This is a genomic window from Staphylococcus pasteuri (assembly GCF_030547725.1).
Taxonomy (GTDB): domain Bacteria; phylum Bacillota; class Bacilli; order Staphylococcales; family Staphylococcaceae; genus Staphylococcus; species Staphylococcus pasteuri.
The window spans coordinates 16,865-35,224 of the sequence record NZ_JAUOQO010000014.1; the positions used below are offsets into that span (position 1 = coordinate 16,865).

General features: G+C 30.6%; 21 protein-coding genes. 7 read left to right on the forward strand and 14 right to left on the reverse strand.

What is annotated here, in order from left to right:
- Positions 1 to 41 precede the first annotated feature (41 nt).
- Positions 42 to 731, reverse strand: coding sequence for a ribose 5-phosphate isomerase A (locus tag Q4528_RS11980; protein WP_029055808.1), 690 nt, complete (start codon positions 729 to 731; stop codon positions 42 to 44).
- A gap of 186 nt (positions 732 to 917) precedes the next feature.
- Here Q4528_RS11980 and Q4528_RS11985 point away from each other — a divergent pair, with 186 nt between their 5' ends.
- A complete protein-coding gene (locus Q4528_RS11985; RefSeq protein WP_303521738.1) occupies positions 918 to 1,559 on the forward strand; it encodes an MOSC domain-containing protein in 642 nt (213 codons plus the stop codon).
- 72 nt (positions 1,560 to 1,631) lie between these two features.
- On the opposite strand, the gene Q4528_RS11990 is transcribed toward Q4528_RS11985, so the two are convergent.
- From Q4528_RS11990 to Q4528_RS12005, 4 genes are all read right to left on the reverse strand, one after another.
- Positions 1,632 to 2,642, reverse strand: a complete 1,011-nt coding sequence (locus Q4528_RS11990) for an aldose epimerase family protein (RefSeq protein WP_046467106.1) — start codon at positions 2,640 to 2,642, stop codon at positions 1,632 to 1,634.
- Positions 2,643 to 2,672: 30 nt separating this feature from the next.
- Positions 2,673 to 2,999 carry a YnfA family protein gene (locus Q4528_RS11995; RefSeq protein WP_017636488.1) on the reverse strand — a complete coding sequence of 109 codons (327 nt, stop codon included), beginning with the start codon at positions 2,997 to 2,999 and terminating at the stop codon, positions 2,673 to 2,675.
- Between the two features lie 215 nt (positions 3,000 to 3,214).
- A complete protein-coding gene (locus tag Q4528_RS12000; RefSeq protein ID WP_046467105.1) occupies positions 3,215 to 4,447 on the reverse strand; it encodes an ABC transporter permease in 1,233 nt (410 codons plus the stop codon).
- On the reverse strand, positions 4,440 to 5,339 hold the full coding sequence (locus Q4528_RS12005) for an ABC transporter ATP-binding protein (RefSeq protein WP_046467104.1): 900 nt from the start codon (positions 5,337 to 5,339) through the stop codon (positions 4,440 to 4,442). The genes Q4528_RS12000 and Q4528_RS12005 overlap by 8 nt, the downstream gene beginning before the upstream one ends.
- A gap of 190 nt (positions 5,340 to 5,529) precedes the next feature.
- Here Q4528_RS12005 and Q4528_RS12010 point away from each other — a divergent pair, with 190 nt between their 5' ends.
- Positions 5,530 to 7,155 (forward strand): ribulokinase, encoded by a 1,626-nt coding sequence (locus Q4528_RS12010; RefSeq protein WP_017636491.1) that lies wholly within the window; start codon positions 5,530 to 5,532, stop codon positions 7,153 to 7,155.
- A 59-nt stretch (positions 7,156 to 7,214) separates the two neighbouring features.
- Here the strand turns inward: Q4528_RS12010 and Q4528_RS12015 are convergent, their stop codons facing one another.
- From Q4528_RS12015 to Q4528_RS12025, 3 genes are all read right to left on the reverse strand, one after another.
- Complete coding sequence (locus Q4528_RS12015) at positions 7,215 to 7,838, reverse strand: hypothetical protein (RefSeq protein ID WP_156156329.1); 624 nt, start codon at positions 7,836 to 7,838, stop codon at positions 7,215 to 7,217.
- A 119-nt stretch (positions 7,839 to 7,957) separates the two neighbouring features.
- Positions 7,958 to 8,158, reverse strand: a complete 201-nt coding sequence (locus Q4528_RS12020; RefSeq protein WP_017636493.1) for a helix-turn-helix transcriptional regulator — start codon at positions 8,156 to 8,158, stop codon at positions 7,958 to 7,960.
- A gap of 143 nt (positions 8,159 to 8,301) precedes the next feature.
- Positions 8,302 to 8,922, reverse strand: a complete 621-nt coding sequence (locus tag Q4528_RS12025) for a DUF805 domain-containing protein (RefSeq protein WP_017636494.1) — start codon at positions 8,920 to 8,922, stop codon at positions 8,302 to 8,304.
- Between the two features lie 196 nt (positions 8,923 to 9,118).
- Between Q4528_RS12025 and Q4528_RS12030 the strand changes: the two genes are divergently transcribed.
- Positions 9,119 to 9,727 carry a DNA-3-methyladenine glycosylase gene (locus Q4528_RS12030; protein WP_017636495.1) on the forward strand — a complete coding sequence of 203 codons (609 nt, stop codon included), beginning with the start codon at positions 9,119 to 9,121 and terminating at the stop codon, positions 9,725 to 9,727.
- 48 nt (positions 9,728 to 9,775) lie between these two features.
- Here Q4528_RS12030 and Q4528_RS12035 read toward each other — a convergent pair whose 3' ends face one another.
- The 3 genes from Q4528_RS12035 to Q4528_RS12045 are packed head-to-tail and all read right to left on the reverse strand — an operon-like array spanning position 9,776 to position 11,434.
- On the reverse strand, positions 9,776 to 10,561 hold the full coding sequence (locus tag Q4528_RS12035) for a DUF4097 family beta strand repeat-containing protein (protein ID WP_017636496.1): 786 nt from the start codon (positions 10,559 to 10,561) through the stop codon (positions 9,776 to 9,778).
- Positions 10,558 to 11,118, reverse strand: a complete 561-nt coding sequence (locus tag Q4528_RS12040; RefSeq protein ID WP_017636497.1) for an HAAS signaling domain-containing protein — start codon at positions 11,116 to 11,118, stop codon at positions 10,558 to 10,560. The genes Q4528_RS12035 and Q4528_RS12040 overlap by 4 nt, the downstream gene beginning before the upstream one ends.
- Positions 11,111 to 11,434, reverse strand: a complete 324-nt coding sequence (locus Q4528_RS12045) for a PadR family transcriptional regulator (RefSeq protein WP_017636498.1) — start codon at positions 11,432 to 11,434, stop codon at positions 11,111 to 11,113. The genes Q4528_RS12040 and Q4528_RS12045 overlap by 8 nt, the downstream gene beginning before the upstream one ends.
- A gap of 329 nt (positions 11,435 to 11,763) precedes the next feature.
- Between Q4528_RS12045 and gltS the strand changes: the two genes are divergently transcribed.
- A complete protein-coding gene (gene gltS, locus Q4528_RS12050; protein ID WP_017636499.1) occupies positions 11,764 to 12,972 on the forward strand; it encodes a sodium/glutamate symporter in 1,209 nt (402 codons plus the stop codon).
- 118 nt (positions 12,973 to 13,090) lie between these two features.
- Here gltS and fni read toward each other — a convergent pair whose 3' ends face one another.
- Together fni and corA are read right to left on the reverse strand one after the other, a co-directional pair.
- Entirely contained in the window at positions 13,091 to 14,140 is a 1,050-nt protein-coding gene (gene fni, locus Q4528_RS12055) for a type 2 isopentenyl-diphosphate Delta-isomerase (protein ID WP_017636500.1), read from the reverse strand.
- A 46-nt stretch (positions 14,141 to 14,186) separates the two neighbouring features.
- A complete protein-coding gene (corA, locus tag Q4528_RS12060; RefSeq protein ID WP_017636501.1) occupies positions 14,187 to 15,134 on the reverse strand; it encodes a magnesium/cobalt transporter CorA in 948 nt (315 codons plus the stop codon).
- A gap of 117 nt (positions 15,135 to 15,251) precedes the next feature.
- Between corA and Q4528_RS12065 the strand changes: the two genes are divergently transcribed.
- Both Q4528_RS12065 and Q4528_RS12070 read left to right on the forward strand, forming a co-directional pair.
- Entirely contained in the window at positions 15,252 to 15,734 is a 483-nt protein-coding gene (locus tag Q4528_RS12065; protein WP_017636502.1) for a thioesterase family protein, read from the forward strand.
- The gene (locus tag Q4528_RS12070; RefSeq protein ID WP_046467101.1) at positions 15,734 to 16,132 is read left to right on the forward strand and encodes a hypothetical protein; all 399 of its coding nucleotides are present in this window, start codon (positions 15,734 to 15,736) and stop codon (positions 16,130 to 16,132) included. The genes Q4528_RS12065 and Q4528_RS12070 overlap by 1 nt, the downstream gene beginning before the upstream one ends.
- A gap of 61 nt (positions 16,133 to 16,193) precedes the next feature.
- On the opposite strand, the gene Q4528_RS12075 is transcribed toward Q4528_RS12070, so the two are convergent.
- Positions 16,194 to 17,093 carry an alpha/beta hydrolase fold domain-containing protein gene (locus tag Q4528_RS12075; RefSeq protein WP_017636504.1) on the reverse strand — a complete coding sequence of 300 codons (900 nt, stop codon included), beginning with the start codon at positions 17,091 to 17,093 and terminating at the stop codon, positions 16,194 to 16,196.
- Between the two features lie 229 nt (positions 17,094 to 17,322).
- Between Q4528_RS12075 and Q4528_RS12080 the strand changes: the two genes are divergently transcribed.
- A complete protein-coding gene (locus tag Q4528_RS12080; RefSeq protein ID WP_046467100.1) occupies positions 17,323 to 17,961 on the forward strand; it encodes a hypothetical protein in 639 nt (212 codons plus the stop codon).
- Positions 17,962 to 18,360: the final 399 nt, after the last annotated feature.

The following is an 18,360-nucleotide window of genomic DNA, read 5'->3' on the forward strand; positions in this document are numbered from 1 at the left end:
CTTAAGGCTATTATCTATATAATATAAAAGTAAAAATTTTATTATTGACGGTACATCTTTTTAACACCTTGTTGTGTGCCTATAATGGCTTCGTCAGTAATATCAAGGAAATAACCTGTTTCTAGCACACCCGTAAGATGTATTAAAAACTCATGCATTTCATAAGGGTCAATCCCTTTTGGTAAGGCACAGTCTAAAATATAGTTACCATTGTCTGTAGTTACCGGCACATCTTCAGTAACACGACGTTGCACGATTACTCCCTCAATCGTTTCTATTTTTCTAGCAACCTGATACCAATTAAATTTATCTACTTCTACTGGTAATTTAAATGTTTCTCCTAAATAATTGACTACTTTATTTTCATCAGCAATGACCACAAAACGGTCTGCCATTTCATCAATGACCTTTTCTCTAAATAAGGCACCGCCACCGCCTTTAATTAAGTTGAGGTTTGGATCGACTTCATCTGCCCCATCAATAGCTAAATCGATTTTTTCAACATCATTTACATCAACAATTTCAATATTTAGTTCTTTAGCTAAAAAAGCAGTCTTATTTGAAGTACAAACACCTTTGATGTCGTAATTCTTTTCTTCAACAAGTTGTGCTATTTTAGGAACTAACAATTCAATTGTACTACCTGTACCAATTCCTAGTGTCATACCGTCTTCAATTTGATTCAAAACATCATTCAATGTCATCATTTTAAGTTGTTTTACATCATTCATTACGTCATGAGCCTCTTTTCTAAATCGTTTACATTTCCTATTTTACATGACTTTTTTGATTTAACATACCTTATTTATCGTTTAATTTTTAATATATTTTAAAATTTTACATAAAATCCTTGAGATATAGTAAACTATCATTTAAATACTTTAAGAGGGAGAATAGAAATGATACCTGTTTAGGCTATTTCAACTGGAAAAATAGAATCGCTACAATATAAAGACTCAAAACCAATGCAATCAGCTATTAATAAGCGCCCTTTCGAAGGAGATATGTGGTTATCTAAACTAGGTTTTGTTGATGATGAACAAGCCTATAAAGACCACGGTGGATCAGATAAAGCAGTCTGTTGCTTTAGTAAATCAAACTATGACATGTATAAAGATGATTTAGAAAAACTGCCTGATTATGCAATGTTTGGGGAAAACTTAACTATTATAAATTTAGATGAAAATGAAGTTTATTTTGGTAATCAATATCGTTTGGGTGAAGCAATTATAGAAGTATCGGAAATCAGAGAACCTTGTTGGAAAATACAAGCAAAATATGGTTTACCCAATTTAGTGAAGCGCATGTCTAAATCAGGAAAAACAGGATTTTATTGTCGCGTAATTAAAGAAGGATCTGTCAGTCAAAATCAACATTTAGTATTAATTAAAGAAGCAGACCCGAAGACTCAATTATCGGTTCAAGAATTAAACGATATTTATTATAATGACAGAAAAAATACTAAGAGAATTTCACAGGCTTTAAAAAATCCATATTTATCTATGAAAAGATATGAAAAATTAGAAAAGATGTACCAACGTGCAACAAAATCATCATAATTAAAATACTTTCTAAGTATAAAGAAAGAGTGAAACCAATGGAATCAAAACCGTAGGCTTCACTCTTAATAATTACTTTTCATTTATTTCATAACTTGTTTGAGAATAAAATGTATCATTGGCTTTTAAGATAGACGAAGCGTCTTCACCATACATATTAATATCATTTGGTAAAAATTGAGATTCAATAGCTAAGCCAGAATGTGCCTTATAAATATTAGAATCACTATTCCAATCTTTTGGTTGATTAAATGTATATAATACATAATTTGGCATATCAGTTTTTACATCTAATTGAAACTCACCGTTATCTATTGATAATTGATGGCCTCCAACTTTGAATGGATGATCCAAGCCATTAAAAGTGTCAATTTGTTGTGCTAGTTGAGCATGTTTACTTTCAAATATATCTTTAAAGTATATATCACTACCATTAAAAATTTGATGTAAATCTAGTGTTTCATCTGTATTTATTAAATGTTGTTCATTAAGTTGATACATATTCAATTCAGAACTATATAGACGGTGATTATCGATAACATTATTATCTCTGTTCAAATTAAAATAAACATGATTCATCGGATTAAATAATGTTGTCTTCGTTGATGTAGCCTCATATTCAACTGTCCAACAATGATCGACATCATAAGTATGGGTAACTTTAACATCCATATTTCCTGGGTAATTATCATCTGTTTCCTTTAACGTTGTCTTAAAAATAATTTTTACTTGTCCCAATTCTTCGACTACTTCATAGTCAAATAACTTTGTATCTAGCCCGTGACCCCCGCCATGGATATGATGATTACCATCATTTGCTTCTAATTGGTATTTTATTCCATCTAATGTGAACGAAGCATCGGAAATTCGACCACCGTATCTTCCTATAGTCGCTCCAAATTTAAATGGATTATCAAAATAAAATTCGTCCGCTTCAACAACATTCCCTAGTACAATATTATTATCATGATATTTCCATGATACTATTCTTGCACCAAAATTTGTAAATACAATTTTCGTTTCTTCATTATCAATTTTAATTAAATCAACACCATATCTTTGATGCTCAATTTCAACATTCATTACTTATTTCTCCCTTTCAAACACGTTTTATTAAGCCCTATGTGGTAATAACATTATTAAAACGCCAATTACACATACTACAGCACCCAATACATCGTATTTATCTGGCATATTTTTATCAATGAACATAGACCATACTAAGCTCATGACAATAAATATACCGCCATATGCGGCATAAACTCGTCCAAACGTTGGAAATGATTGTAACGTCGCAATCACACCATATAGGATGAGTATGATACCACCAATAATACCTAGCCACGATGGCTGACCTTCTCTAAGCCATAACCATATTAAGTAGCCGCCTCCTATTTCACAAAGACCTGCTAATATAAAAATCATCGTTGAATATAACATCGTTCTATCTACTCCATCCTAATAAGGGGTTATATTAATCAATTATGGTTGATGATGTGTATCAATCAGTTATTATTTTATATTAACTTCTTTGCTAACTCATACACATTGTTACACTTTTTCACCTAATATTCCATAGATAATTACAATTTAAAGAGGAAGAATGTTATGTAAGCTTTTTCAAAATGACATTAACACTCTTCCCCCTCTTTTATTTATTTTTTCATTACTTTTTTAATTGAGTTAATAAGACCTTTTTCAAATGTTAAAACTGAATCTTTGTATGTTTTAATAGCAATCCATAACAAGATCACCATAACTACTAATGAAATCAACATACTTAATACAATTTCCCAAATTTGTAATTCCGTCGATTGAGCGCGCACCAACATTTCAAATGGGGCTAAAAATGGAATAAAGCTTGTAATTTTAGCCAATAAAATATCAGGTTTATATATACTGAAAATAGCTATATAAAATGCAATCATTGCAAATAAAGTTAAAGGCATTAAGGTTTGATTAATGTCTTCTATTCTGGATGCTAAAGAACCTAAAATGGCTGCTAATAAAACATAAGTTAATATACCGATAATCACACTTAAAATGCCTACTATAATAATTTGCCATGATATGTCACTCATTGATAAATCAAAACCTTTGAGCATACGCTTTAAATCAAAAGCATATATACAAATGATTGCAACCACAATTATCATAGCTATTTGTGTAAACGCTACTGCTATGACACCTGTTATCTTAGCCATAATATGTGTTATCGGAGACACACTCGTAATAATCATTTCTATAACTCTTGATGTTTTTTCAGTTGCAATTTCCATAGCCACTTGTGTTGCATAATTGAAAATAATAAAAAACATTAGCATTAAAATGGCATAAACAAGAATCATATTAAATACTTTTTGGCTTTCACTTAATTGTTGTCCTTTATCATCTGATAAGATGTGGCTATCTACTTTACTTTGAGATTGTAATTTTTTTAAATCATTATCGCTAAGATGCAATTTCGATGCTATTAGTTTTGACTGAAGATTTGTAAGTAAACCAGTCACTTTTTGTTGTTTTTCTTGTGAAACGTTATCTTTACTCAAAATGGTCACTGAAAGTTGATGGTCTTTATCCATTTTGATGATATAAGCTTCCTTTAATTTTTCACTTTTGACTTGAGATTTCGCTTCTTTTTGACTCACTCTTTCAAACGTTGCTTCCTCATCAATCACATGGCTCTGTTGCTTAATTGCTTTATATAATGGTTCATTATTGGTTACGACACCTATATGGTCATCATCACCTTTGAACATATCTATAATTTTGTCAGCATTTGATAAAGCTACCATCAAAATAATGACAATAACCATAAATATCATAAAGGATTTAGATTTCACCTTACTTTTATATGTTAATCCAAATGTAGCCCAGAATTTATTCATGAAGATCACCTACCTTATCAATAAAGATATCTTTCAGTGATGGTTCTAACACTTGAAAGCGACGCACATAACCATGTGTTATAACTTGATTGTATATAGATTCAGCTACAGACTCATTTTCTATTGTTAGTTTAATGTCATATTTATTCACTTCTACATCAATAACACCTTGAATGCCTGTTAATTCTGGCATTGATTTATTAGTTTCGATAATTACCTGTTTATATCCATGAGAAGATTTAACTTCTTGTATATCGCCTGAAACTACTAGTTCTCCATGATTTAAAATACATACATCATCACATAATTCCTCGACATGCTCCATACGATGTGAACTATAAATAATCGTCGAACCTTGGTTATTTAAATCTTTGACCGCTTCTTTTAGTAGTTCAACATTGACTGGATCTAATCCGCTAAAAGGTTCATCTAAAATAAGTAATTCAGGTTGATGAATCATACTTGCTAATAACTGAATTTTTTGTTGGTTACCTTTGGAAAGTGAATCAATACGTTTATGACGATTTTCAGTAATTGCAAATCGATTTAACCAATAATCTATATTTTTCTTAATAGCTTTTTTAGACATACCCTTCAAAGTAGCAAGATAAGTTAATTCGTCTTCAACAGTCATTTTTGCATGCAAACCCCGCTCTTCTGGTAAATAACCTATACGATTGTACATCGACTTATTTATTGCATGCCCCTCATATGTAATGTGACCTTCTGTTGGTTCACTTAATCCTAAAATCATTCTAAATGTAGTTGTTTTGCCAGCACCATTACGTCCTAAAAACCCAAGCATTTTTCCTTTCTCAAGTTCAATCGATATATCATTAACTGCTGTAAATTGATTAAATCTCTTTGTCACGTGTTCAATATTTAATGACATGGTTACCTCCCAAATTAATGACTTAATTCTACATAAATATAACATTAATAAACTAATTAATGAATTTAGAATTTACAATATGTCACACTTTACATTCATTTATGTAAGCACTATCATTAATCATATCGTAGAACATTATTTTATTGATAACTTCTTTAAGATAAAACATTACATAAAGGGGATAGACATAATGAGTTATAGTATTGGTATCGATTATGGCACAGCATCTGGACGTGTTATTTTAGTAGATACTTCAGATGGAAAAATTATTTCTAGTTATGAAGAAATATACCAACATGGGACAATTGCTGAAGAATTAGGTGGAGAAACTTTACCTCATAATTACTTCTTACAACATGCTGGCGATTATCACAATGTTTTAGAAAATGGTGTTAAACATGTATTAGAAGAAAGTCAAATTAATAAAGATGAAGTAATCGGAATTGGCGTCGACTTCACAAGTTGTACTATTGTCTTTTTAGATGAAAACTTCAAACCTTTACATATGAATGAAGATTTAAAAAATCACCCTCATGCTTATGTTAAATTATGGAAACATCACGGTGCCCAAGATGAAGCAACACAAATGGTCGAAGCTAATGAAAAAGCAAATCAAAATTGGTTAGACTATTATGGTCACAGTGTTAATAGTGAATGGATGATACCTAAAATTCTTGAGGTAAAACATAAAGCACCTGAATTATTAGAACGTGCTCATTATATTATGGAAGCCGGAGACTATATGACAAGCTTGCTTGTTAATCAAAATATCCGATCAAATTGTGGTATAGGATTTAAAGGATTTTACGATGAAGTCAATGGATTTAATTACGATTTCTTTGAAACTGTAGATTCAGAATTACCTCAAATTGTAAAAGATAAATGTGAAGCACCGGTTATTCAAATTGGAGATAGTGCAGGTTCATTATCAGAATACTACCAAAATTTATGGGGATTATCTTCAAATGTTCAAATATCACCTTATATGATAGATGCACATTCTGGCGTATTAGGTGCAGGTGCCATTGAAAAAGGAGAATTCACTCCAGTCATTGGTACAAGTACTTGTCACTTAATGTTAGACCCTAAACAAGAACCCATTCCATCAATTACAGGTTCAGTTAAAGATGCTATTATACCTGGATTATATGCATATGAAGCTGGGCAAGCTGCTGTAGGAGACTTGTTTAGTTACTCTGAACGCATGGCTCCACATGAAATTGTTGAAGCCGCGAAGAACAAAGATATGGATGTATTACAATACTTAGAAACACTAGCAGAGCAAATCCCTGTTGAAGAACAACATGTAGTCGTGCTAGATTGGCATAATGGTAATAGAAGTATTTTAAGCGATAGCCATTTAACTGGTAGCGTCTTTGGTTTAACATTACAAACACCATTCGAAATGGTACACCGTGCTTATTTAGAATCAACTGCATTTGGAACTAAAATGATCATGAAACAATTCGAAGATAATGACATTCCAGTTCATACAGTATATGCGTCAGGTGGTATACCTAAAAAAAGTAAATTACTCGTAGATATTTATGCCAATGTATTAAATAAAAAAGTAGTTGTATTAGAGTCCTCTAATGCTACTGCTCTAGGTGCTGCTATGTTAGGAGCTAACGTCGGCGGTGCTTACGAAACATTACGAGATACTGTACAACATATGAAACAACCAGTTTATTATGAAAAACAACCAGATCCTGAAAAAGTAAAACATTACGAAAAATTATTTAATAAATACCGACAACTTCATGATTTATTAGGTAGAGAACATGCTGAACTATCTTATATTCATGAAACTGAATAAGCAACTTTAAAAACAGCTATCCTTGCCTTTGTTTATCAACATGGCAAGAATAGCTGTTTTTAATTTTTAATACTTTTATATTTAAATGTAATGACTAATGAAATAATAACAATGAACAGGATTGAAATATAACTAGATATTGGCCAATGCCCCATTATTACTTCAATAACTATATCAACAATACTGACTACCATTAAAGCAATTAATTGCCAAATTGTATTACTCGCATATGCATTAACAATTCTACGTCTCTCATATTCATCACTGAAGTTATAATTAGGCAACATATTTAAAGAACGTTCTTGTGTATTAATCTTTTCTTTTGCTGAAACTGTCGGTGTATCAGATATTTGAATACGACTGTCTTTCATCAATATCATCATTATAATTGGAATAAGCAACCCTAAACTAGACCAACTATTAACCATCACCTCACTGCTTACCACTAAAGGGATAATTACATTATTAATGACGATTAAATAAATCATGAGCACTATAAAAAATATAATGTGTTTCTTTCTGGCTTTACGATTTAAATAGTTTTTCTCATTTTTATTATTTACGTAAATTATTGTAGTATCCGTTGTTTCTTTATTTAAAGATAGTTTACAGACTGTCACGATTAATATAAGTAAACTACCTATCAAATATGGAGACAAATATTCACGTTGAATATCAAACATTGCTTGGAAATAAAATATACAGGCAATTACAAATATAGATATCGCACTCGCTTTTGCTAAATGATTTTTGAATAAATTATTTTTGAATTCATCTTTAAATTCTAATTTATTAAAAATAACTATTCATCCTCCCAAAATAAGTCGTTAAGTGTGACTGACAAGGTTTTAGCTATATTTATACATAATTTTAATGACGGATTATATTTATCATTTTCAATCATATTAATTGTTTGTCTGGAAACTCCTATTCGTCTTGCTAGTTCTAATTGCGACATCTTTTGATGTGCTCGATATTGTTTCACTCTATTCAACGCATTCATCCGCTTCTTTCGATAAGTATTATCTTAATTTTACTAAATCATTTACCCACACGTCAAATATATACGACATCTACTAGAATAAATGATGATTTCTTATATAAAAAGCTAAGGTCTCACTATGACCCTAGCTTTACATTACTATTTTAAATTTCATTATTATCATAATTATGTTTCTTATTTGCTTTATCTACTGGATTATAATTATTATCACTTATCATTTCAGACCCTTCATATTTTGGACTTGGTCCATAAATATTTGTTTCTCTCTGACTGTTTAAACAACAAATAACAATATTATAAATACCAAAAATCCAAGAGATGATTGTAATTAACCAATAGATTAGTAATAACCATCCATTTTCAGAATGTCCAGTTGCATTGACAACCCAATTAAATATATTTAAAAATACTGCAATACCAAATCCAATCATAGGTATCCACATTGTGCGTGAAGTATCATGGAATCGACGGGCTAATATAGCTAAATTCGGAATAATTGTCACTAGTGAGTAAATGGCTAAATATAACACGGATATCACTAGACTAAAGACACCAATACTTAGTGCAGTCGTACTTTGACCTGAAGAGATACCTATAGTCAGCCCTATTGCACCAATAATCAATAAAATAATACCAGGACACATAAATATTAAATGCCATAATTGCATAAACCAATATTCACTACGTCTTGATCTACCTTTAAAATTAAAATAATTTGACCAATATAATTTAAATGATGCTTTAAAACCAACTTTCTCTCTCATCTTAGCTGCTCCTTTCAAATCATCAATTCAATTTATTTTATTACTCATATCAATTTTGATACATTAATTAAGTAATAATATTATTAATACGGTCATTGTATCAAATAGATAGACCTAAAAAAATATAAATCAAATATTTTTTAAGAATTTCCAAAATAAATTATAAAAACAAATATTTTTATAGAGGAGTTCCATTATGGATTTTAAAGAACGTAATACAACAGATATTGCAAAATCATTATTAGGAGTCCGTGTCATTTATCAGGATAATCATCAAACTTATAGCGGTTATATTGTCGAAACTGAGGCTTATTTAGGTTTTGAAGATCGCGCAGCTCATGGCTTTGGTGGTAAACAAACACCTAAAGTTACTTCATTATATAAGACTGGTGGAACAATTTATGCACATGTCATGCATACACATTTATTAATTAACTTTGTTACTAAAGATAGTGGTGTTCCTGAAGGTGTGCTTATTCGCGCAGTAGAACCAGAAGACGGGATTGAAGCTATGAGAATCAATAGAGGCAAAGATGGATTTGAATTGACTAATGGACCAGGAAAATGGACGAAAGCATTTAATATTCCGCGTGCCATTGATGGATCTACTATCAATCAATGTCGCCTATCAATTGACATAAAAAATCGGAAACATCCTAAATCGATAGTTGAAAGTGGTCGTATTGGTATTCCAAATAAAGGAGAATGGACAAATAAACCACTTCGCTATACAGTCAAAGGTAATCCATATGTATCTCGCATGAAAAAATCAGATTTTCAAAACCCTGATGATACATGGAAATAAAAGAGAGGATAGCACTAAAAATAGTGCCATCCTCTCTTTTAATAAATTTTATTTTACTGTAATATCACCGGAATCATTAGATAAATTGACTTTGTTGTCTCCTTTACCTATTTGATGTTGTTTTAATTCTTTATCATATATATTCGTATCTCCAGAATCGTTTAAGGCAGTAAATGATGTGTTTTTGGCTTTGTTTTTATAATTTATATGAATATCTCCACTATCATTTGATACATTTAATGGTTGATCAGGAATACTTTGTTTCATTTCTATATCTCCTGAATCATTTTTTATTTTACCTTTTGTGAAATGAATGTGTTTCATTAAAATATCACCCGAATCATTATTGACTTTCAAATCACCTAATTTACTATCTGTCAAAGTGATATCTCCAGAATCAACATTGATATACGTTTTCTTACTAACAACATTATCAACTTTGATATCCCCCGCGTCATCTTTTATTGTTAGTTCATTCATTTCTTTTGGTAAGGTAATAATAATTTTATTAGTGAACATAGTGCCTATTCTAAAATTGATATTAGATTGATTATGTTGGTCATTAATATGCCATGTTTCTTTTTCGACTTTACTATCTACTTTATCGTCTGAACTACCAATTGATTTTATCGAAAATGTCTTACCATGCTTTATTTCAACATCACTATTCTCAACATCCAATTGAATAGATTTTATATTGTCTTTATATTCTTTATTTAATTGCGTTTCATGATGTGCTGAAGATAACTTCTTACCTTGAGAAATAAGACCTATACCAAAACCAATGCTCAATATTAAACCAATTATAAAAAGTGTGATGATTAACTTTCTCATGGATGAACACTTCCTTTCACGAATGAGACATTCCATTTAAGATACATTACTGTTAATTTTAAGAACCATTTAATGAGAAGAATAGTAATTGCTAATAACATTAAACTAATACCAAACATTAATCCCGCCATATAAACATCATATAAAATAATTGAATTTGAGCCTTCAGTTGCAAATTTGATAATTAAAAATATAGGTGCACTGAAAAGTATTAATGTAAAAACAATTAATGTGAAAAAAATCATTAAAATGAAGAATGCTGGTACTAATACAATAAAGAAATTAAAAAGTCCTAATCCCATCACTGCTAATATAGCTTTAAATATACTTTTTAAATTAGACTTCTCATCTACCTTTTCGATAGCCATAGTGGCGTTCAATTCTTTAGCAATCATTTTAGGATCTCCTAATTGTTTAGCTATATCTTCTTCAGATTTCCCTTCATTTTTACCACTTATAAAATGAGTTTCATATTCGTTATAAATATCTTGCTTGTCAGTATTATCCATATGCTTTAAATTAGCGACCAATTGCTTTAAATATCTTTCTTTATTCATTTGATTCACTCTCCTCAATAAACGTATTTACAGCATTAGAAAACAACTGCCATTCCTCTTTTAACGTCGCCAATCTTCCTTGGCCCTGTTCTGTAAGACGATAATATTTTCTCGCTGGACCTTCTGTTGATGGCTGATAATACGTAGATAGTTCACCGTTTTTAACTAATCTTCGTAATAATGGATATACAGTTCCTTCAGCAATTTTCATATAACGTGAGATATTTTGAACTAATGAATAACCATATTGATCTTCTCTTTTGATAATGAGCAAGACAATTAGTTCTAACGCACCCTTCTTAAATTGCGTATTCATAGGCATTCCTCCATATTTCATTTTAGGTACTAAACATTACACAGTAGTGATTATCTATAATATAGCACTCACTACTGTACATTGCAAGGTACTAAATAATAAATCCTCAACATAGGATATTCTTTTTTAATAATTTTAATATTATTTCTGATAATATCTATTGAAAATTAATACTTTTATGTATAAATACAAATAATATTTATTCTAAAACTAGATTTAATGGATTTATACGTGTATACTAGGTATAGTGGCTTTTTATAACGCTTACATATTTTAATTGAATAACACTTAAACATAGGTTTTGGGGTAACTTCTAAGGGGGAGTTAAAATGTTAGAATTAGATGCTATTACCACATTATGTTTAGCATGTATTTTATATCTGATTGGTCAAACAATCATAAACCATGTCTCGTTTTTAAGAAGAATTTGTATTCCAGCACCAGTGATTGGTGGCTTAATTTTTGCAATTTTAGTTGCGATTTTAGATTCCTTTAATATAGTTAAAATTAAATTAGACTCATCATTTATACAAAATTTCTTTATGTTAGCCTTTTTCACAACAATTGGATTAGGAGCATCATTGAAATTATTTAAAGTTGGTGGAAAGGTCATGTTATTATACTTTATGTTTTGTGGTATTATGGCTTTCTGTCAAAACGTCATTGGTGTTTCCTTAGCTAAAGTATTAAATATCAAACCATTATTAGGTTTAACAGCAGGGTCTATGTCAATGGAGGGTGGTCACGGTAATGCCGCTGCCTATGGTAAAACAATTCAAGATATGGGCATTGATTCCGCTGTAACTGCTGCTCTTGCTGCCGCAACATTAGGCTTAGTATTTGGCGGTTTAATTGGCGGACCTGTAGTTAAATTTTTAATCAAACGTTATAACCTCAAACCTGAACATAGTGATGATTCATTTAAAAACTATGGTGAAGTTGAATATAATCAAGCACTTCACGAAAAATATAAACCAACACAAATTTTCTTTATACAGTTTACAATTCTTGTATTCTGTATGGCACTCGGTACATACATAGGAAATACGTTTACTGATTTAACAAATGTTAATATACCAATGTATGTAGGCTCAATGTTCGTCGCTGTTTTTGTGCGTAACATTTCTGAAGCATTTGGCTTTAACATTGTTGATTTAAAAATTAACGAAGAAATCGGTGATATCTCATTAGGTATCTTCCTATCTCTCGCGTTAATGAGTATTCAATTAACTGAAATCTACTCATTAGCATTACCATTAATTATCATAGTTCTTGTGCAAGTTGTATTCATGATCTTGTTCTCTATCTTCATTTTATTCAGAGGCTTAGGCAAAGACTATGATGCTGCAGTAATGGTTGGTGGCTTTATTGGTCATGGGTTAGGTGCAACACCTAATGCAATGGCTAATTTAGATGTCATTACTAAAAAATACGGTAACTCACCAAAAGCTTATTTAGTTGTTCCTATTGTCGGTGCATTCTTAATCGACTTAATAGGCGTGATTATTGTTATGGGCTTTATACAATTTTTCCAATAATTAAAAAACAGTACACATGATGGAACTAAGACATAAAGTGTTTTTGCTTATGTCCTGACAGTTTCTCATGTGTACTGTTTTATTTTTGAATTTATTTTGGCAACTATAGTTTGGCCAATTATCCTCTATGAATATCTAAACCTCTTTGGTCTATCCACGATAATAAATCTTGGCTAAATATCATATCTTTATGAGTTAATTCATCAATATTTTTAGCGTCTAACATAGTCATTATTTTCTTCATATGATCTAAAAATGACTCTACATATTCAATCGTTTGCGTAATACCTGATTGTTCAACTTGATTTAAAAATGGTCGTGACATTCCAACTGCTTTAGCACCTAATGCTAAGCATTTCACTGCGTCTAATGGTGTACGTAAACCACCACTTGCAAAGACATTAAGCTTATCTTGATAATCGGTACTTTCTAATAGAGATTCAACTGTTGATTGTCCCCAATTTGATAAATAATCCATATCTTTATTTAAACGTCTCTCATTTTCAATATCAACAAAGTTTGTACCACCACGCCCGCTTACGTCAACATAAGCTACTCCAACGTTAAGCAGTGATTTGTACGTTTCTTTACTCATACCAAATCCTACTTCTTTTACAATCACTGGAACATCAACTGCTTTAACAATAGCTTCGATATTTTCCATCCAATTGGCAAATTCACGATTACCTTCTGGCATAACTAGTTCTTGTGGTGAATTAACATGTATTTGTAATGCTTGCGCATCTAATAATTCAACGGCTTTTACGGCTTTATCTACAGGCACATCAGCACCCACATTACTGAATATAATACCATCTGGATTAGTTTCTCTTACAATAGTGAATGACTCCGCCATTTTGGGATTTCGTAAAGCAGCATGTGTTGAACCAACCGCCATTGCTAATCCTGTTTCTCTTGCAACAATCGCAAGTTTTTCATTAATTTGTTTCGTCCATTCACTACCACCCGTCATTGCATTGATATAAACAGGATACTTTAAGTCAAAATGTGATGTACGAGTAGTTAAATCAACATCATCTACATCTATATTAGGAATTGAATGATGTACAAACCTTACTTTGTCAAAATCTGACAATGCAGCATCTTGTTGTGCCATCGCGATTTCAACATGTTCATTTTTTCTCTGTTCTCTTTGAAAATCACTCATTGCTATACCGCCCTTTCCAACTCATTCTTATTTTAAAATGCACAATTTAAAACCATTTCTTTTTTTTGAAAAAAATTATTAACACAATAGTGATGATTAACATAATAATTAAGCAAACAAAATAGCTATAATGCCATTTAAGTTCAGGCATATATTCAAAGTTCATTCCGTATATACCTGCAATAAAGGTAAGTGGAGAAAATATAACTGAAACTAATGTTAAAATTTGCATAATATTATTCATTCTAAATGATGTATAAGATTCATAGTTTTCTCTAATTTCATTCGTCATTTCTTGAGAAGTCTTAATGACGTTACTTTGTTTAATTAAGTGGTCATCTATATGTTGTATATACATTGAATGCTTATTATCTTTAATTAAATTACCTTCAGTTTTAATCGTATCAACTAACTCTTGCATTGGAAATAAAACACGTTTGATTTTAATTAAGTCAGAACGTAATTTAAATACGTTGTCCATTACATCTTTACTAAAGCGATCATCAACATGTCTATCCTCAAATGTATATACCTTATCTTCAATATCGTAAACAAAATTAAAGTATTTATCTACCATACTATCTAATATAAGAATAACAATATCTGCACAATCTAGTTCTGGATCATGGTGTTGTTCATTTACTTTAGCCACTCTTTTAAGCGATTCAAAACTTTGATGATGGTATGTGACTAATAATTTATCCCCTAAAAATACATTTAACGCTATTGCAGAATAATTGCGTACTAATATACTATGAAGAACTAAATATTGATAATCATCATACGATTTATATTTTGCTCGAGGAATACCATTAATGGCATCATCTATTTCTAAATCATTAAAGTTAAAATGATTTCTTAAAAATTCATTTTCTTGTGGTGTTGCGTCCTCAAAATCGTACCAAACAATTGTTGCTTCACTAGGAATATCTTCAATCCGATTCACCCTTTTTAAAGGTTCGGTAGATGTTTGGTATCGAATAGTCATTGTCATCTCCATTTACCCCCTGTTAAGCAGTTCTTCATTATTTTATCATGAATTGAATTACGTGTATGTCTTAATTTAATTTAGTAAAATAATTAGCAAGCACACAAAAAAGGAGTAGTTGTCATGTCTCAAACATTTAAGGTAAGTAAAACGGTGACTGAAGATTTTATCGATCATAATAATCATATGCATGATGCATACTATAATATCATTTTTAGTGATGTGATTGATGATTTTAATTATAGTCATGGTTTATCATTAGAAGAACGTGAACAATATAAATACACTACATTTACAATTGAAGAACACACTACATTTTTATCCGAATTAACATTAAATGAGCATTATGATGTTGAGTTATATATTTATGATTATGATTACAAACGTGTTCACTTTTTCTTAAGAATGGTCCGTAATGATGGTAATGTTGCAGCTACAAATGAAGTAATGATGATGGGCATTGATCAAAAACAACGACGCTCAGCTGCCTTTCCAGAAGACTATTACAAACAAATGCAACACTATGCTGACCAACAACAGCAAACAATTGAATGGCCAGACCAATTAGGCCATCGAATTGGTATCCCTCACAAGGAGGATAAATAATGAACGATTCTATTCGCTATACAGTACAAAGTGAATTATTAGATTTATTCGATGATGTTAAATATGCGCTTAGTGACTTAAACGAACAAAAAGCTTTAACGATAAATGGTCCAGGTTCAAAATTATTTAAACGTGCAACACGAATGAGTTACACTCAAGGTCAAAAACAAGCTATTGATGAAATAAATCAACTTCTTGAAAAATATGATGATGACAATCAATTTCTCGAACACTATAATCAACTTGCGAATCGTGTACGAAATGATAATATTGAAAAAGTCTTTTCATTTAGTAATTTAACCGACATACCAAGTCATTTTGAGGACACAATTGCTGACTTATATTTTTCAAAAGGACAAAACTTTATTATTAAACATATTAATTCTATTATGGAATAATATAAAAAGGACGTTTAGCTAAATATCAACTGCTAAACGCCCTTTTCTTTATTTATACATGCTATTTATTTAAAGCTTTGGTAATTTGTTTAACAACTTTATGTGATTCACGAATCGGATAAAGTGGAAAATCATGAACCATTCTTGGATATTCATAAAATTCAATATCTTGTCCAACTGATTCCAATGTATCCTTAAATAAATGCATATCTGGATTAATAATTTCTCTACCTCCACCAAACATAAACACTGGTGGTAATCCTTCAATCTTGCCATATATTGGTGATACACGTGAATTGGTAAGTGGCAATTCATCTGCCCAACGTTTCATAATTTCATTCACACCAAATCTGCTCACTAATATATCTTTGTCTAATAGGTCATCAGTTATATCTTTGTTTGATAATGTTGCATCTAATAATGGTGAAATTAAATATAATTGACGTGGTACTTGTTCATTTTGTTCGATCAAGCTTTGCACTAAGTTTAATGCTAATCCACCACCAGAGCCATCTCCCATGACAATAATATGTTCTGCACCCACTTCAGATACTAATTGATCATAAACATCTTTAACAGCTTTTTGTGTATCATTGATATGATAATCAGGTGCTTTAGGATAAATAGGAAATACAACTTCATGTAACGTTGATAATGTCAATTTATCTAAGAATCTCCAATGAAATGGTGATGGTTGTAATGTATTATATCCACCATGAATATACAAAATTTTTCTTTTGGATTCATGTCTAAAATTAAATCTAAAAACTTGCATATCTCCTAGCATAAGTTTATCTAAATTGGCTTTCACATTCAGTGTAGATGGTTGCTTATGTTTTTTCTCATTTTCAATTTGTCTTTTTTCGAAAAATTTATCCACTGCTTCATCATTATCGAAAAATATTGAACGATTGTGTAGAATATATTTGTTTACCACTCTGTTCATTAAACGATTCTTCATAAATAACTAAACCTACCTCTTATCAATTTTTAAAATTAAAAAACAATTTGATTAAAAACCTACATTCGCAACATAAAAAGGGATATAATTTAAAGTATATTTTAATTTAGTCATGAATTTCATTTTATAAATTGTCTAATTTTTTACTGTCTTTGAATAATCATTATTATAACAAAATCAGACTAGAAATGATAAAGAAAGATATGACTATTTCAAGGGAGGCACCTGCATGTCTAATCAACAAAGCAGATTGGAAAACTTTGACGATGCATTTCAAACGCAAGGTTTGCATCGAGGTAAACAATATGGCAAGAAAAAGCGTTCATGGGTAAGTATGATTATTCAATTAATTGTGCTTGTGTTAACTGCAATTACAGGTTATAGCATGTATAAACAACCCATATTCAATATTGTATTTGCCAAACAAACGATTAATTTTCACCAGCTTAAAAATTTCCAAGATACTGTCACACAAATTGGAAATATTAATATCAATTTAGGTAATATTGATCAACTACAACAATCAATTGATCGATTATTGATTGTCTTTTACGCCTTTTTCGTATTATGTATTCTTAGTTTAATTTTATCGATTTTGACAATTATTTTTAATCGTAGTGCTTTAAAGGTTGTAAATATGTTGTTTCTTGCGATTATGTTAGTGATAACAATGTACTTTAGCTATATTATTCATACATTAGCTGAGAAAATTTCTGATTCACTTAAACAATATTACTTAACTGTCTCACCAGATCAAGTAGTGGTAGAAGCTGATGCTATTCACAACGCGCTTATTTTATTAGCTTGTAGCATTGGATTACTAATTATTAGCCTATTCTTTAGAAACAGAAAAATCCGTATTAAATAGTATATCTTTTAATAATTAAAAGCGTGTCGAAAGATGATCTTGATAGATAACTTTCGACACGCTTTTTTGTATTTTTATTTATTCTTTAGTGGCTTTTACTCTTTTCATTCGTTCTCTTCGGTTCGCCTTAAAACTTTCTGAACTACGTTCATATATTGGTAGTAGATGTCTGTCTTGAACGTGCGTATTTCATACTTCGTTCAAGTCTAGTCATCCTTGCCGGGGTAGAACGACGATAAAGAACATCTTAGTCAAAACTAAGATGTAAGTACTACTAACCTAATAAAATTAGGAGTAGTACTTCACATTTCTGTTCTACTCCCATAAGTGGCTCTAACTCATTTCATTCGTTCTTTTCGGTTCGCCTTAGCTTCGCTAATGCATAAGTGGCTCTAACTC

Excerpts from the sequence above, each read along its gene's own strand:
- Q4528_RS11980 (WP_029055808.1), bottom strand. The coding sequence starts at position 731 with ATGAATGATGTAAAACAACTTAAAATGATGACATTGAATGATGTTTTG.
- Q4528_RS11990 (WP_046467106.1), bottom strand. The coding sequence starts at position 2,642 with ATGAATGTTGAAATTGAGCATCAAAGATATGGTGTTGATTTAATTAAA.
- Q4528_RS11995 (WP_017636488.1), bottom strand. The coding sequence starts at position 2,999 with ATGTTATATTCAACGATGATTTTTATATTAGCAGGTCTTTGTGAAATA.
- Q4528_RS12000 (WP_046467105.1), bottom strand. The coding sequence starts at position 4,447 with ATGAATAAATTCTGGGCTACATTTGGATTAACATATAAAAGTAAGGTG.
- Q4528_RS12005 (WP_046467104.1), bottom strand. The coding sequence starts at position 5,339 with ATGTCATTAAATATTGAACACGTGACAAAGAGATTTAATCAATTTACA.
- Q4528_RS12010 (WP_017636491.1), top strand. The coding sequence starts at position 5,530 with ATGAGTTATAGTATTGGTATCGATTATGGCACAGCATCTGGACGTGTT.
- Q4528_RS12015 (WP_156156329.1), bottom strand. The coding sequence starts at position 7,838 with ATGTTTGATATTCAACGTGAATATTTGTCTCCATATTTGATAGGTAGT.
- Q4528_RS12020 (WP_017636493.1), bottom strand. The coding sequence starts at position 8,158 with ATGAATGCGTTGAATAGAGTGAAACAATATCGAGCACATCAAAAGATG.
- Q4528_RS12025 (WP_017636494.1), bottom strand. The coding sequence starts at position 8,922 with ATGAGAGAGAAAGTTGGTTTTAAAGCATCATTTAAATTATATTGGTCA.
- Q4528_RS12030 (WP_017636495.1), top strand. The coding sequence starts at position 9,119 with ATGGATTTTAAAGAACGTAATACAACAGATATTGCAAAATCATTATTA.
- Q4528_RS12035 (WP_017636496.1), bottom strand. The coding sequence starts at position 10,561 with ATGAGAAAGTTAATCATCACACTTTTTATAATTGGTTTAATATTGAGC.
- Q4528_RS12040 (WP_017636497.1), bottom strand. The coding sequence starts at position 11,118 with ATGAATAAAGAAAGATATTTAAAGCAATTGGTCGCTAATTTAAAGCAT.
- Q4528_RS12045 (WP_017636498.1), bottom strand. The coding sequence starts at position 11,434 with ATGAATACGCAATTTAAGAAGGGTGCGTTAGAACTAATTGTCTTGCTC.
- gltS (WP_017636499.1), top strand. The coding sequence starts at position 11,764 with ATGTTAGAATTAGATGCTATTACCACATTATGTTTAGCATGTATTTTA.
- fni (WP_017636500.1), bottom strand. The coding sequence starts at position 14,140 with ATGAGTGATTTTCAAAGAGAACAGAGAAAAAATGAACATGTTGAAATC.
- corA (WP_017636501.1), bottom strand. The coding sequence starts at position 15,134 with ATGACAATGACTATTCGATACCAAACATCTACCGAACCTTTAAAAAGG.
- Q4528_RS12065 (WP_017636502.1), top strand. The coding sequence starts at position 15,252 with ATGTCTCAAACATTTAAGGTAAGTAAAACGGTGACTGAAGATTTTATC.
- Q4528_RS12070 (WP_046467101.1), top strand. The coding sequence starts at position 15,734 with ATGAACGATTCTATTCGCTATACAGTACAAAGTGAATTATTAGATTTA.
- Q4528_RS12075 (WP_017636504.1), bottom strand. The coding sequence starts at position 17,093 with ATGAAGAATCGTTTAATGAACAGAGTGGTAAACAAATATATTCTACAC.
- Q4528_RS12080 (WP_046467100.1), top strand. The coding sequence starts at position 17,323 with ATGTCTAATCAACAAAGCAGATTGGAAAACTTTGACGATGCATTTCAA.